Origin of the sequence: Tolypothrix campylonemoides VB511288_2 (genome assembly GCF_045999855.1) — a bacterium.
Classification (GTDB): domain Bacteria; phylum Cyanobacteriota; class Cyanobacteriia; order Cyanobacteriales; family Nostocaceae; genus Scytonema; species Scytonema bouteillei_A.
In genome coordinates, this window is sequence record NZ_JBFPMW010000002.1 from 709242 (window position 1) to 724699 (window position 15458).

Consider the following 15458-nt stretch of genomic DNA (forward strand, 5'->3'; position numbering starts at 1 on the left):
TTCCTTAATTCTCTTTTGAATTTATCCAAGTTAAGTATCATACCTGTGATTCTCTCCTTGTCCCCCTTGTCTCCCTTGTCCTCCTTGTTCCCTCGTCCCCCCTCCCATTAAAAACCCAATTTCTCCTACAGTAGTGGTTCTTGCATCCAAAATAGCAACAAACTCACCCCCATACATCACCGCAATACGATCGCCGATCGCCATAACTTCCTCTAACTCTGTGGAGACGTACAAAATAGCAGCACCGCGATCGCGTTGGGCTAATAATCGTTGCTGTACTGCTTCAGTTGCACCTACATCGAGTCCCCGTGTTGGTTGCATAGCCACAATGAACATTGGTTCCCCTGCAAGTTCCCTTGCTAGCACCACTTTTTGTTGATTTCCCCCTGAAAGCTGACTGACTTTGACGGCTTCGCTACTCGCCCGGATATCAAACTCTTGCATAGCAGACTTGGCATGATTCTTTATCGCTTTACCCTGTAACAAAAAGCGACGACAGAAGGGCAATTTCCTAAAAGCTTTCAAAATCAGATTTTCAGCAATATTAAACTGCAATACTAAACCCATTTTTTGCCTATCTTCTGGAATATATCCTAAAATTCTTTGTGACAAAGAATCGGAACTCAACGCAATTTTTCCGTGCTTCACAGTTCGCAAGCCAGTTAATGCATCAGCCAATTCTCGCTGTCCGTTACCATCTACCCCCGCAATTCCCAAAACTTCCCCCGATCGCAGTTCAAATGAGACATTACGAACTGCGAGCGCACCTCGGTCATCTACGACGTATAATTCCCGTGCTGACAATACAACTTTCCCTGGTGTTGCAGCCAATTTATCTAACTTCAGAGCCACCTCACGCCCAACCATCAATTCAGCTAATTTTTGAGCAGTTATCTCTTGAGTCGTCGTATTTGCAACTACTTTTCCCCGACGCAAAACCGTGATTGTATCGCACAAGCTTATCACCTCATCCAACTTGTGACTGATAAAAATAATGATATGTCCGCTAGCTGCTAGTTGTCGCAAAGTCGCCACTAAGGATGCGACTTCCGACGGTGTCAAGACTGCTGTGGGTTCATCAAGAATCAATAATTTTGCTTTACGATAAAGAACTTTGAGAATTTCAACTCGCTGCTGCACTCCCACTGGTAAATTGCCTACTTTAGCCGTTGGGTCAACATCTAAGCCGTAAGTTTGGCATAAAGCTGCTATTTCTTGTTTTTTTTGACGGAAATTGAGACGCCAGCTATTTGATGTCCCCAAAATAATATTTTCTGTAACAGTTAACTGCGGAACTAGCATGAAGTGTTGGTGAATCATGCCAATACCCAATGTAATAGCTGCACTTGGAGAAGTTATTTTGACAGCTTTTTCCTCCAAATATATCTGACCGCCATCAGGTTGATACAGACCACTGAGAATATTCATTAACGTAGTCTTACCTGCACCATTTTCACCCAATATGGCATGAATGGTTCCATATTCAACACTAAAGCTAACGTTGTCATTAGCTACGAATGAGCCAAAGCTTTTGGTAATTTTTTCCAAGCACAAGTACGGCATTTTTACAGTTTATCAGTACAAGTCATCTCGATCTAAGATTGCATAAGTTTGTTACAAAGTAGAACAATAACGGGTCACTTCCAACAAAAATACAGGTATTTTCTGCTTTTATAGGAAATTTTACCCTTGCAGGCAAATACCCACAAGTTTCAGTCATAACTAGTATCTTTTATCTCTAAGAACATCAGTGTTAATCCTCAGCCTAGTGTCAGAATCTTGAACCATAATTCTAAATGCTGATTTCAATAATATGACTTCTTGAAATTACCAGAGAAATTAGCAAAATATATGATTTATCCTTTGGGGAAAATTTCACCAGAAATAGACATATATTTCAAACTGACAATTATATTTAGTTTTTTATGTTTGTCAATTTATTAATAAATTCTTTAGGGGAAATTGCAGCACTAAGTGCTGCTTCAATTTGGGCATTTACTGCGATCGTGGATAACGGCTTAGGTCAAAAAATTTCTCCTTGGAAAATGACCTTATTGAAAGCGTCAATTGGAATTGTTGCTATTGTTTTAACTATACTTTGGCAAGGAATTGGGTTCCCAATTTTAAATCCTGTAAGTATTGGATTTTTGTTGTTAAGCGGTGTAATAGGAATTTGTTTTAGCGATACTTGTTATTTTCAAGCACTTTACTGTCTTGGACCCAGGCGGGCTTTGCTCTTGCAAACATTAACTTCTCCTTTCTCTGCTTTACTAGCTTATGCTTACTTGCATGAGAGCCTCAGCCTCATTAACTGGTTGGGTATGGGAGTTACTCTTGTTGGGGTTGCTTGGGTCATAGGCGAAGAGAATTCTGAAAAGAGCCATAGCAATCGATCTCCCAAATTGCAAACAGGAATTATATTCGGTGTTTTAGCATCTATGGGACAGGCTATTGGAGCCGTCTTGTCTAGAGCTGCTTTAACTCAAACGAGTATCAATCCTTTATGGAGTACGCTACTGCGTCTAAGTGCAGGCGTTGCAGTATTGTTACTGTGGTATTTTCTTCAAAAAAGAAAGCATTTCCCGCACAGAAAACAACAGAAGATATTTGGTGGATTACCCATGGGTACAGTTACTATAAGTGCTTTTTTTGGAACCTTTGTGGGTGGGTGCTTGCAACAAACCGCTTTCAAGTACACGGCGACAGGAGTGGCGCAAGCACTTTGTGCTACCAGCCCCGCGTTTATTTTACCAATTGCTATGTGGATGGGTGAGAAAGTCAGTTCCCGTGCTATTCAAGGTGTGCTCATTGCCTTTGCGGGAATTGGTTTATTATTGGGACACGTATAATGAAGAAAAAATAAAGAATACAGGGTGAAAGATGAACTTTTTCATCCTTTCAAGCTGGTGAAATCCCTGGTTTTTGGGCATTGTTTCATTTTTCGAGCTTTATACTTTATTTTTCACGAAAAAAAAGCTCGGTCTTTTTCCGGAATGGTTGTGGCTTGAGTAGTAGACACTATTAGATAAGCAACTTATACCGAAACCTTACATCACTTATATAACGAACAGAAGGGGACTTACCCCAATCAAAAGCCCGGTCGATGACGATCGGGCTTTTGGCATAATATCAAGTGCAGGTGATTACTCATAATAAAATTCATTAACGTAGGTTGGGCTGACCGTGGAGAAACCCAACACAAGGGAGAATTCATGTTGGGTTTCGTTCCGAATGGCATGCTTGTTAAGGGAGAATCCCAATTTGGAACAAACATTGAGCGATTGAAATCGTGGTTATACAAGCGATCGTCCGCAAGACAAGGACTTCATATTAAGTCCACCTCCGTGGACGAGCGTTTGTGTAGCTCCAGAATTCTATTCTGAAGCTATATTTGCCAATATGGGATGATCGCTTATGCAGGAAGCAACACTTTGTCAATGACATGGATAACACCGTTATCAGCAGTAACATCAGGTGTTGTAACTATTGCATCATTCACCTTGACGCCACCATTAGAAGCATCAATTTTCACGGACGATCCTTCAACAGTAGTCGCTGAAGTTAAGTTAACTACTTCAGATGAAGTCACTTTGCCAGGAACAACGTGATAGGTCAAGATTTGTGTGAGCTTTGGAATGTCTTGAAGTAATCCGTCTACCGTACCTTCTGGAAGCTTAGCAAAAGCTTCATCTGTAGGCGCAAAAACAGTGAATGGACCAGCGCCTTTTAGTGTATCTACTAAATTGGCAGCTTTAACTGCAGCAACTAGAGTGTTAAAGGAACCGGCATTAACAGCAGTATCAACAATGTCAGCCATGTGTTTCACCTGTTTTCTTGAATCTGTTAAATACTGTAACATTATGAAAGTTAAAAATCTACAGTAAATCGATAGGATTTATGTAATATATTTTTATGCACCTACAAGTAATTTAAATTTACAAATTTAGGCTCTAAGGAATTGTTGACGGGTAATACTAAATCCGCCTCTTGTACCCCCTTTATGATTAAGTCCGTGTAGGCGGTGAGTCCAGCCCTGTAGACAAGTTTCCTGCGCCCTGGGGACTGGCATATAGCCCTTCGGGCATGGCATAAAGGCATCACGAAGCGTGTGCCTTGCACATAGCGTCTGTGCTCCTGAGATACCCGTATAGCCCTGCGGGCATAGCTTTGCAACGCGTTCGTCGCGGAGCGTGCGCTTTGCGCTTAGCGTCTCCGTAAGGAGAAGGGCGAACCCGGAGGGTTTTCTCACGTCCTGGCGACTGGTGAGTCCAGTCCTGATAGCGAAGCGTGGCACGAAGGTTCTCACGCTCCGCGTGGGAACGCCATAAGGAAGGCTCCACCTCGCTTGGCAGATGCCTGTAGGTTATAGCCTTGTAATCGCTACTTTTTTATTTAGTAGCAAGCAATCGGTAAAGAGTACTCAAAAGCAAGAAAAAGCATCTACACTTAATACAGGTAGTACAAAACTTGCTGCTAGAGATATAAAAGTCGTAAGAGTAGTACGCGCTAAATAACTGACTTCACTCGCAATCTTAGAAAAACAAGGCACTCTTTAAAAAAGATTAGAATATCTTAGATATAAGCTAGAATGCCCTGAATTTGCAGCAGATCCTCAACAATTAGAAGCTTTGAATGCAGGTGGACTTGATATTGCATCTACAGACGAATCGCCGCTAGTTTTTGCACAAGCGGCTGGAACACAGTTAGTTTATCTAGCTACAGCTTCGGCTAATGCTAAATCTATTTCTCATTTGGTTCCTGTTAATTCTTTTATGACTAATTAAAACTTCCATCTGCGGTGTTAGCTAATGCATCTACTTTGACTTTAACTGCATTTAAATATTCTTCATCACTCAAAGCTTGTGATGGTACTTTTCTGGTATTAACAGCGACTTGAACAATATCTTCAGCACTAATTTCTTTTTGTCGAATAGCCAGAAGAAAATCACTATAGCCAGGAATTCCTTGTTGACTAAAGTAACCTTGATAAGCTAAATTAACAAGCTCTAAAGGTTCTAGTTGAGTAATACTTGATTGAGTATTGCTCGATTCCACACGATTGACCGATGTCTTTTCAGTGGCAAAAACAGGCAGAGTAGAAGTAGAGAGCAACAACGCAGATAAGCTACCAAAAATTAAACGTTTCATGTTCTTATTGGAGTAAAGAATTGAGTTAAAAGCCGTATTTAATACCTTGTAGGCAGTGGCTTAAAATTAGCAATATGAGTTTAGCTTCTTGACTCTGACTTAAACTATCTTTTTGGAATTAGATCGGAATCTATTAGCTTGAATCTTTTTCCAACCAAAGTAGATTGAGTCAAAGTTAAGCTTTACTTAATTTCATAATGCCATTCTGCCTGCAAGGACTCTTCTTTCTCCAGTTAGAGATTGCAACTACCCCCAAATACTATCTTCTCCATTTATATTAAAAAATTGAGTTTTTAAATTTAGAAATATAGTTTAGTACTATTTCGATTAGCTCAGTTTATAAAAAATTGACTAATTTCTCCAAAACACTACATTTGATTTTATATCTCTTCAAAAGTAGGTCGGTTTTTCAGAAATAAAATACCAATCCTATATCTTATTAAAGATATAGGATTGTAGCAAATTACAATCAAATGAGTGTATTATGATTGATTCATTTATTAATTGCTTTTTAAAATAAGTAATTCTAATGCTTTGAAAGCAGTTTCTATGGCTTTTTGCTCTGTACTCTAGCAATCATAATTGAATTTTGAGTAAAATTTAATTCAGCCCAAGCGATTAGAAATCGCGGCTATATAAACGAAACCTCCGAAGGCAGGTTTTTTTAATATCTGTAGCTTACGAAAGTACTGGTTCTGCTTCTACCTTCTCTGCTTTCTTCTGTACGATGTTTGGGGCTTCGACACCGAACGGCTCACCTTCAACCGCTTGCGATCGCAAACGATTGACACTACTAATTTCAGCACCAATGAAACCAGTTACCTGTTTTACTTTTATGTGCTCGTTGCTCATAAGAATTTTTCAGAGTTTATTTCTATTTTACTATTATTCTATCAGTTTACCGTACTTTTTAAATTGTGGCTAGTTCGATTAACAATCCAACTTGTGAGAAGGGGTAAGTGTCGCGCAAACCAAACCGATTCTAAAAGGCAAACAATACCACTTCTGATTGTTGTATTAGGAGCGCCAATGTAGTGTGCTAGACTACCAGCTATTAAGTTACCTAAAAGTAACGTGCCAATCATAGCAAGAGAATAAAGACTCATCACCTTGCCACGCTTATCGTCTTCTACTAGGGTTTGGACAATCGTGTTACTGCAAGAAACCTGAAGTATTCCACCGCCGCCAACCACCACTAGCATCAACAACGAAAGCAAGACCTCTGTCGATAGTGCAAAGGCAATGAGTCCAATCCCGATCGCAATAGGACACAAGCTTCTAGCCCGTTACTAATAAAGAACGGGCGAGGACGCCCGTCCCACAAGATGAATAATTTATTTCTTGGATATCCCTAAAAAGCTGATTTATTTGTGATTGTTAGCTGTAACCGATATGATACTCTAATTATTAGCCTTTCAAACAATTAAAGCTTTGTTTCCCTGTTCCCGTTCCCTTGTAGAACAGCACCAAGCGCAAAACTTGAAGTAATTAGGTTATTGAATGCATGCTACGTTTAATTCTACGGGCGTTCGCTTTGCTCGCAACAAGTATCGCCGTATCTGTTGTCATCAGCTTAGCCACCCTTATTAGCCCTGCTCTAGCAGATACAGCCAAGGTACTGCCTGTTCCCCAACCGTTCTTTCAGGGTAAAATCGGCACCACTTATCCCGAGTCAACACCAGACTTTCCCGCCCCAATCGCTGCACCAGAAAAAGCCCCGAATGTGCTGTTAGTACTGCTTGATGATGTGGGCTTTGGGCAAGCAAGTACCTTTGGTGGACTTGTAGAAACACCAAATCTGACTCGCTTAGCAGAAAGAGGATTGCGTTACAACCAATTCCATACCACAGCCCTTTGTTCCCCTACACGAGCAGCTTTGTTGACTGGACGCAATCATCACTCAGTGAGTACGGGAGTTGTTGAGGAATTAGCAACAGGCTTTCCCGGGTACACAACTATCTTACCTAAGAGTGCTGCTACAGTAGCAGAAATATTGCGGCAAAATGGTTATAATACTGCTGCTTTCGGTAAATGGCACAACACGCCAGATTATGAAACTAGCGCAGCTGGTCCTTTCGATCGCTGGCCAGCAGGGTTGGGATTCGAGTATTTTTACGGTTTTTTAGGTGGTGATACCAATCAATGGAGTCCGGCTTTAGTAGAGAATACTAAACGGGTTGCACCACCAATGAATAACCCCGATTACCATTTGACTTCAGATCTAGTAGATCGTGCGATCGCCTGGATTCGCTCTCAACAATCCATAGCCCCTGATAAACCAACATTCACCTATTTAGCGACTGGTGCTACCCATGCGCCCCACCATGCCCCCAAAGCCTGGATAGACAAATATAAAGGGAAATTTGATGAAGGCTGGGATCGTTTGCGAGAAGAAACCTTTGCCCGTCAAAAACAACTAGGCGTAATTCCGGCTAATGCACAGCTTACACCCCGTCCTAAAGAACTTCCTGCTTGGGATTCCTTATCTAAAGATGAACAAAGAATTTATGCCCATGAAATGGAAGTGTTTGCAGGCTTTTTAGCACAGACTGACTTTGAAGTTGGCAGATTAATTAATGCGATCGACCAAATTGGTGAATTGGATAATACGATTATTTTCTATATTGTTGGAGATAATGGTGCTAGTGCAGAGGGCGGTTTAGCAGGTAGTATCAATGAATTAAGAGTTTTCAATAAAGTACCTGAAAGTCGAGAGCAACTGCTGGCTTCATTGAATGATTTAGGTAGTGCCAAAACCTTTAATCACTATCATGCAGCCTGGGCATGGGCAGGCGCTACCCCTTTTCAATGGACAAAACAAATCGCCTCTCACTTCGGCGGTACTCGTAATCCCTTGATTGTCGCTTGGGGCGAGCGCATTAAAGATCGTGGTGGAATCCGAAGTCAATTCCATCATGTAATCGATATTACTCCCACGATATTAGAGGTTGCAGGAATTACTGTACCGACTGAAGTTAACGGAGTAAAGCAACAGAAACTAGAAGGAACTAGCTTAGCCTACACCTTCGATAATCCTGATGCACCTTCCCATCGTAAAACCCAGTATTTCGAGATGTTTGGCAACCGCGCTATTTACGATCGAGGATGGATAGCCGCCGCTCGTCATCCTCGATTACCTTGGCAAGGTACAATTAATGCTGATTTCCAACAAGACCCTTGGGAACTGTACAACATTGAAGAAGATTTTAGTGAAGCCAATAACCTAGCGGCTGAAAATCCTCAGAAACTGGCAAAACTGCAAGAATTGTTTTTATCACAAGCCCGTCAATATAAAGTTTTGCCATTAGACGATCGCATTTCTGAACGGTTTGATGTCACCAGCCGTCCCTCTCCAGCCTCCGGACAGAAAACTTTTACTTACTATTCTGGTGTAGCACCCATTCCAGAAGGGAGCGCACCAAGTTTGAAAAATAGATCCTTCACCATCACTGCTGATGTGGAGATTCCAGAACGTGGTGCAGAAGGTGTGCTATTAACCCAAGGGGGACGTTTTGCTGGTTGGAGCTTTTTTTTAGAAAAGAGTAAACCGACATATCTCTACAACTTCGTCAATGCAGAACGTTATGTAATTCAATCTTCTGAAAAACTACTTCCAGGGAAATCAACAATCAGATTTGATTTTGATTGCGATGGCGGTGAGGTTGGTGCAGGAGGAACTGGGAAGTTATTTATCAACGATCGACAGGTAGCTGAAGGTCGAATTCAAAAAACTGTACCCTATCGATTGGCATTAGATGAAACCTTTGATGTTGGTCGAGATACAGGTACTCCTGCAAGTGAAACTTATCAAGTTCCATTTGCATTCACAGGTAATTTACAGAAAGTTACCTTGAATTTGAATTAAATCATAAAGAGGTAATACCAATTCTCTAAATTAAAGCGACACATTAACTTTCAGAAATTCCCCTTTTAAGAGTGGCTAGGGGGATCGTCTACTGCCAACATTTGGAGAAACGGTAGAATTCATCAATTACCTCTTTCTTGTGTCATTATCGGAATAAAAAAATATTTTATAACCAGTAAAAAATTAAAAATTTATGCATGAAATTATCCCAGTGCTTGACAAAATAGCCTTTCTAGCATTTGTTGTTGCTACAATGTTTGGAACAGGGTTAAAGTTAACTGTACAACAAATTTGGCAACCTCTTTGTAATGTTCGTTTGGTAACTTTCTCGTTGCTGACCAACTTTGTCTTAGTGCCACTTTTTGTGTATTTACTGCTGCAAGTCATACCTCTTACAGAACCCGTAAAAGATGGTTTAATTGTCATGGCATTAGCATCTGGTCCTCCAGCATTACCCAAACTTGCCCAAATAGTCAAGGGAAATTTAGCTTTTTCTACAGGACTGATGATGTTGTTAATGTTCGGTACAGTCTTTTATATGCCGCTCGTACTACCATTAGTTTTACAAGGCGTACAAGTTAACTCTTGGGATATTGCCAAACCCTTAATATTTCTGATGTTAATCCCCTTGGGAATTGGGTTATTAATTAAGGCAAAATATGAAGCGAACGCTTTTAATATTCAAACAATAGCCTTGAAAATATCTAATTTTGGCTTAATTCTAGGTTTAGTCGTGAGGCTGATAGTACACTTTAACGAGATTATTTTTTTATTAAAAACTGGTGTCATCTTTGTTTGTGCCATTTTTATTGTCTTCTCCTTTACTGTGGGTTATCTTCTAGGCGGTCCTAGTATTGATACCCAGAGAGTACTAGGAGTAGGAACCGCTCAACGCAATTTCGCCGCCGCATTGTTAATAGGTACGAGTAATTTTGAAGATCCAAATGTGGTGAGCGTCATTATGGTAACGAGTTTATTAATGATGGTAATAGTGATGATTTTGGGGCAAAAGTTACCAGCACTTGACCAAGTACAGACTCAAGAGGTCAAACAGGTAGAAGTCTCTTAAAGAAAATCAAAAAAGCATTCTCCGGGTATCAAAGTGATGAGAAAGTTTGTTGTAAAAGTTATGGAACTACAGATGAATGCGGACAACTACTTCAAAGATTTGTCTAGATATGCATAGTTTTCATCTGCCAAAATGCCCTCACTCTCAAAGAATGGGGCTATACAAAATTAGCCCGCAAGGCAAGGGCTAATGGTTTTAGCTCACGCGAGTGGGCTTCTTTTATATAGCTACAGACTTGGAGTCTGTAGGGTTTTTGAGAAATTGGCAAAGGTCTTGTCCCTAGTACTCCCTTTCCACTCTACGTCCAATATAGAATTTTGGCTTTTGGAAAACGTCTTTGAATCTCACTCTCAAAATAGCGGCGTAATGTCTTCATCGCGTCAGCTTCATAAACATACTTGGTTCCACCAAACTTATTGCGTTTAACACTGCGCTTATCTTCATCCATATCTAGCTTTGATTGGGGATACCAAGTTTGCAAAACTTCTTTCGATCCTGGTGTAAAGCGGTGCGAGATCAGTTCAAAAGTGAGGTCGCAATCAAAATCTAACGCTTCACTTATCTGGTCAAACAAGCGCTCGTAAGAAGATTGCCAATCATCTACAAGCATAATTGGTGCAATAACCAAACCAACGGGATAACCGCCACCACCACTCTCTTGTGGTAGGGCTAGCTTTCGCAATGCCATAAGTCGTGACGGTACTGATGCAGTCCCACCCTCAAATCGACCGGAAACAGGAGCAGCATTCACACTCATGCGAAAGCGGGTATGACCGTTATGCGGTATCTCAAGAAGTTTATCCACTGCATCAAACTTGGATACGCAACGTAAATAGGCGCGATCGCGAGTCCCAAAATAACGAATGCATTCAGCAAGGCTACCCGTAAGGTGTTCAATACCCAAGGGATCGGTATAACAGCTTGCTTCATAAGATGTTGCCTTATCCGGTTGCTCGTATCCTGCTAAATTCTCCAATATTTGAGGTAAGTTAGCAAATACGCGAATGACTGGTGGACCTTGCAAACTTCCTGCAAGATAACAGTATTGACAGTGCGCCGGACAACCTTCTGCAATGTGAAATTGCCAATCAGCAGATGGTGGGATGGGGCTAAGCTTGAAGGAACTAGGCGGAGCCGTCACAACTGCAAGAGTACGCTTGGCGATATCATAAGTTTCACGTTCGGATTCACCGCGCAAACCTGTAAGGCGATTTCGCGGTAACTCCTCTATCGGTAAATTATAAGACTGCAGTCGTTGAAGAATTTGCTGTCCCCAAGGTTCATCCAGAGCAGCTGGTGTAAACAAAACTCGTTCTGGCATCCATAATTTCGGTTCTCGCACGGAAGGTGCTTTTGGTGTTGAGACAGTACTTGCAATCATTTCAATGAGGGAGTAGAGAAGACGGGAAAGAAATGAAATATTATTGCGAGGGAATTAATGAAGAGTATTGAATAATAGTTTTCTTTCTGACATATCTCTATTGTAAAGGAGGAAAAATTCATCTTATTTCTACCCTTGGTACGGGTTACCCCAATTAAAAGTAGTAGTTTTGTGTTTTGACTGGTCACGAAATACTGTTAAGTATCTGCCACGTATCTACTGCTGCACTATTCCATCAATAATAAAGCTCGATGCCAACAAGCTGGCTACCAAAACCTTACCTTTGATAAGCAGGTAAAATAGCCAGATATCCCTCTAAGGTGGGATCGAAGAGGTTTAGTAGATTATCTTTATAGGTGTTAGTTAATGCAGGAATTGAGTTATGGATGGAGAAGAATTGTACAGGCGCTATGCTGCTCTTGAGCGAGATTTCTCTGGAGTTGACTTGAGTGGGGCTGTTCTTAGCATTGCTGATATCTGTGACTACGATCCCACTCAGAACGTTCTGAGCGATATTGACCTCAGTGGGGCTAATTTGTCCAGAGCTTGCTTGGCTTATGTTAATTTGACTGGAGCAAATCTGAGCGGTGCTGATTTGACTAAGGCTGAACTGGGTTGTGCCGATTTGTCTAACGCCAACTTGAGAGGTGCTAACCTGGAAATGACTGACTTTACTGCTGTCAACCTCACGAACGCTGATTTGAGGGAAACTCAAATGTCCCTGACCATATTTGACCGTGCTGACTTGACGGGAGCTAATCTCAGTGATGCTTTCTTCCAAGGAGTTAGCGGTGACGACGGAACTCTTTTTCGTAATACCATTATGCCTGATGGCGCTATCATCAACGATGTTTCCAACTGGGTAGACAGCCGTTAGCTCTGGATCTGCTAAGAGAGAAGCAAGAGAAATAACAGGTCCCATGTCGGACTCGATTATCTCCTCAACGTCGTCAGGAATATTTGAAAAGAAGTCGAGTGCTACTAAATCTTCAATTTCACTAACAGTTAACCGCCATGTTTGCCAATTTCTCCATTCGGCTTTGTTTTGTTGTTAATAACAGGGCGATATAGTCCTAATTGATTGAATGGGTGGGGAACTAAAGATTTGCTTAAAAATTGTTTCTAAGTCATATGGTGACTGCAACAGAGCTATTTTTATCAAAAATAGTTATGCTGCTGTTGGGGAATTTTCACCAAAAATTATAATACTGATATATTGCAAACGTACTTCAAAAAAAGCGTTGAAAAATTTTTCTAGTCTGTTTGTTTTTACTAATTTCCAGACAAAAATTTAAAAACTCGTTGCGAAGAAGGCTGCCCCCGTTGCTTTTGCCCCAGTATCTCTTGCTACCACAGCCCTGAAATTAGAGATCGCTACATTGCACTGTTTGCTATATCTGCCCCTTTCTATTTGCGTTTAAGTACGGATCTCGATTTAACCTCTTTTAGGTTAACAAGTAAGCAGCGATCAAAATTTAACAAATGAGCAACAATCAAAAATTTAAATATTTATCTCTTGCGTATTGTGCCTATCTTGCACTGACAATATATTGGCACTTTCACTATATTGGGCCAGTGCAATTTTTGGGAGAAATGCAAATAAGTCTATTTGGTAAGCAGTGGTCATCTGTAAGTTTAATAATCCTTCATATTCCAGTTATATCGTTCATAACTTATTTACGTAATCGAGTTCAAAGCCAAAATCCAGATAAAAACTTTTCTGCTGAGTGGAATGTAATTGATGATTTGACAAAAAACCGACTTCTACAAAATGCGCTTGTGCCGATAATTATTTTAATTATCGGGTTTGTTGTACTGAATATTACATTAGCGCAATCATTCGGCAAAGATATCGGTACGATTAACATCGCTCAACTAACTGACGGAAAAATTGCCGAACACAGTTTTTACGCCAATATTTCAGGCTATCCAGACCCCAATGTGTTAGTAACACAAAAGGGAACTAGTATGCCTAGAGTCTATATTCCATTGAGAGAAAATTCTCAGTCGAACGCCCCGGTTCATCTGATTATTTCATTAGACAAGGGTGATATTGAAGAGTATGTTCACCAAGATCCAAAAAGTGAAACAGTAACGGTGAGTGGATTTGTGACTGAGGGTGGAGAAGGAGTAGTGAAAACCTGGTTAGAAAAGCAAGGAACTGTCATTAGCGACAGTTATTGGACTATCACCCCTAAAGTTAATTTGAGTAGTCGCAGTCGTGCGAAGTATTTTTCGGGATTCATAGCTGTTGCCTTTAGCAGTTATGCTGCTTTTATCTTTTATAGAAATTGCCAAAAACAAACAGCATCACCACATTCAACGCACAGAGGAATATAACAACTGCGTAGCCGTAATAATTGATAATGAAGCACTAGATAAATTCTAGATTTGAGTCAAGGCTGCTAATTCATCTACAGTTTGACTTTGTGTACTTTTGAGTCAATATAACACTTGTAATCTTTCTTTGCTCTGTCCTGTTTTTTTTGAGGATATTAATTCTTTGAGTTCTTCTAAAGATGCTTTAATCTCTATCTTTAACACTCCTGACATCCCTAACTATCCTCTAAAATCATCTATTTGTAGCATGATTCTTTCTATTCCGTATAATAAACAATTCGTTTTCTCCAATCAATTTAATGAGCGGTCTCGAAGAAGCGGTTGGCAGGGCGGGCAAGTCCCAGATTTTCGCGCAGCGTTTTGCCCTCATAATCCTGACGGAAGATCCCACGTCGTTGGAGTTCTGGCACAACCCTGTCAACGAAATCATTCAGTCCTTCAGGAACAAAAGGAAACATGACGTTGAAGCCGTCAGATCCTTCCTCAATGAGCCATTGCTCCATTTCATCGGCGATAGTTTGGGGGGTACCAACAAACGCCAGCCCGCCGTAACCACTGATGCGTTGAGCTAGCTGTCGAATGGTCAGGTTCTCGCGTTGCGCCAGTGCGATCGCTCGTTCTCGCCCGCTCTGGCTGCCGTTGGTGTGCGGGATTTCAGGCAAGGGACCGTCCGGGTCGAAGCCCGAAACGTCGTAGCCAAGTGCGATATTCAGGCTGGCTATTCTACTGTCATAGTGTACTAAGCTATCCAAATGTGTACGCTTGGCATGCGCCTCTGCAACGGTTTCACCTACGATAACCAAAGCACCTGGAAGAATTTTAATGCTTTCTGGATCGCGTCCGATCGCCCGCCCTCGCCCCTTAATATCTGCAAATAACGCCTTGCCTGCCTCCAGATTCCCAGCTGGTGCAAACACAACCTCAGCAGTTTCGGCAGCTAACTGCCGTCCTGCTTCAGAGGCTCCCGCCTGAACTATGACTGGCCACCCCTGAACAGGTCTAGCAATATTCAATGGTCCCCGCACCGAAAAATATTTTCCCTTATGACCCAGAATGTGAAGTTTTGCGGGATCGAAATAAATCCCCGATCCCACGTCCTGGATGAACGCATCGTCAGCGAAGGAATCCCAAAGACCTGTTACGACATCATAAAATTCCCTAGCTCTGACGTAGCGTTCGTCATGCTCTAACTCTTCTTCCAAGCCGAAGTTGAGGGCTGCATCTGGATTGTATGTGGTAACGATGTTCCATCCGGCGCGACCGCCACTAATATGGTCAACAGACGCGAAGCGGCGAGCAACGTGGAAAGGCTGGTCATAGGTTGTGGAAGCGCTGGCTATCAACCCGATATGTTCGGTGACGCTTGCGAGAGCAGAAAGCAGGGTAAAAGGCTCGAACGAAGTGACGGTGTGGCTGCGCTTGAGCGCGTCGATCGGCATATTGAGAACCGCCAAGTGATCGGCCATGAAGAATGCATCAAATTTGCCCTGCTCTAGTTTCTGGATAAAACGTTTCAGCGCTGGGAAGTTGAAATTGGCATCAGGCAAAGCTCCAGGATAGCGCCAAGCGCCTGTATGTATGCTAACGGGACGCATGAAAGCGCCCAGTTTCAACTGCTTCTTACTGCTCATTAGCCCTCCTCAGGCATGGTCTAG

At 41.6% G+C, this 15458-nt stretch carries 12 protein-coding genes; 5 read left to right on the plus strand and 7 right to left on the minus strand.

Going from position 1 to position 15458, the window contains the following annotated elements:
- Positions 1-30: 30 nt before the first annotated feature.
- Positions 31-1563, minus strand: a complete 1533-nt coding sequence (locus tag AB0756_RS07485) for an ABC transporter ATP-binding protein (RefSeq protein WP_050046389.1) — start codon at positions 1561-1563, stop codon at positions 31-33.
- A gap of 362 nt (positions 1564-1925) precedes the next feature.
- Here AB0756_RS07485 and AB0756_RS07490 point away from each other — a divergent pair, with 362 nt between their 5' ends.
- Positions 1926-2849 carry a DMT family transporter gene (locus tag AB0756_RS07490; protein ID WP_038088917.1) on the plus strand — a complete coding sequence of 308 codons (924 nt, stop codon included), beginning with the start codon at positions 1926-1928 and terminating at the stop codon, positions 2847-2849.
- 563 nt (positions 2850-3412) lie between these two features.
- On the opposite strand, the gene AB0756_RS07495 is transcribed toward AB0756_RS07490, so the two are convergent.
- From AB0756_RS07495 to AB0756_RS07510, 4 genes are all read right to left on the minus strand, one after another.
- Positions 3413-3817: a fasciclin domain-containing protein gene (locus AB0756_RS07495; protein WP_038089072.1), complete on the minus strand. Its 405-nt coding sequence runs from the start codon at positions 3815-3817 to the stop codon at positions 3413-3415.
- 959 nt (positions 3818-4776) lie between these two features.
- The gene (locus AB0756_RS07500) at positions 4777-5148 is read right to left on the minus strand and encodes a hypothetical protein (protein ID WP_050046390.1); all 372 of its coding nucleotides are present in this window, start codon (positions 5146-5148) and stop codon (positions 4777-4779) included.
- A gap of 678 nt (positions 5149-5826) precedes the next feature.
- A complete protein-coding gene (locus AB0756_RS07505; protein ID WP_202048587.1) occupies positions 5827-6000 on the minus strand; it encodes a hypothetical protein in 174 nt (57 codons plus the stop codon).
- Positions 6001-6041: 41 nt separating this feature from the next.
- Positions 6042-6422, minus strand: a complete 381-nt coding sequence (locus tag AB0756_RS07510) for an MFS transporter (RefSeq protein WP_237265835.1) — start codon at positions 6420-6422, stop codon at positions 6042-6044.
- Between the two features lie 230 nt (positions 6423-6652).
- On the opposite strand from AB0756_RS07510, the gene AB0756_RS07515 reads away from it, so the two are divergent.
- Together AB0756_RS07515 and AB0756_RS07520 are read left to right on the plus strand one after the other, a co-directional pair.
- Positions 6653-9013, plus strand: coding sequence for an arylsulfatase (locus tag AB0756_RS07515; protein ID WP_038088920.1), 2361 nt, complete (start codon positions 6653-6655; stop codon positions 9011-9013).
- Between the two features lie 193 nt (positions 9014-9206).
- Positions 9207-10082 (plus strand): bile acid:sodium symporter family protein, encoded by an 876-nt coding sequence (locus tag AB0756_RS07520; RefSeq protein WP_038088923.1) that lies wholly within the window; start codon positions 9207-9209, stop codon positions 10080-10082.
- 298 nt (positions 10083-10380) lie between these two features.
- Here AB0756_RS07520 and AB0756_RS07525 read toward each other — a convergent pair whose 3' ends face one another.
- Entirely contained in the window at positions 10381-11463 is a 1083-nt protein-coding gene (locus tag AB0756_RS07525; RefSeq protein WP_050046392.1) for a spore photoproduct lyase family protein, read from the minus strand.
- Between the two features lie 382 nt (positions 11464-11845).
- Between AB0756_RS07525 and AB0756_RS07530 the strand changes: the two genes are divergently transcribed.
- Both AB0756_RS07530 and AB0756_RS07535 read left to right on the plus strand, forming a co-directional pair.
- Positions 11846-12340: a pentapeptide repeat-containing protein gene (locus AB0756_RS07530; protein WP_050046393.1), complete on the plus strand. Its 495-nt coding sequence runs from the start codon at positions 11846-11848 to the stop codon at positions 12338-12340.
- Positions 12341-12945: 605 nt separating this feature from the next.
- Complete coding sequence (locus tag AB0756_RS07535) at positions 12946-13803, plus strand: hypothetical protein (RefSeq protein WP_038088928.1); 858 nt, start codon at positions 12946-12948, stop codon at positions 13801-13803.
- 296 nt (positions 13804-14099) lie between these two features.
- On the opposite strand, the gene AB0756_RS07540 is transcribed toward AB0756_RS07535, so the two are convergent.
- Positions 14100-15434, minus strand: coding sequence for an LLM class flavin-dependent oxidoreductase (locus AB0756_RS07540; protein ID WP_038088930.1), 1335 nt, complete (start codon positions 15432-15434; stop codon positions 14100-14102).
- Positions 15435-15458 lie beyond the last annotated feature (24 nt).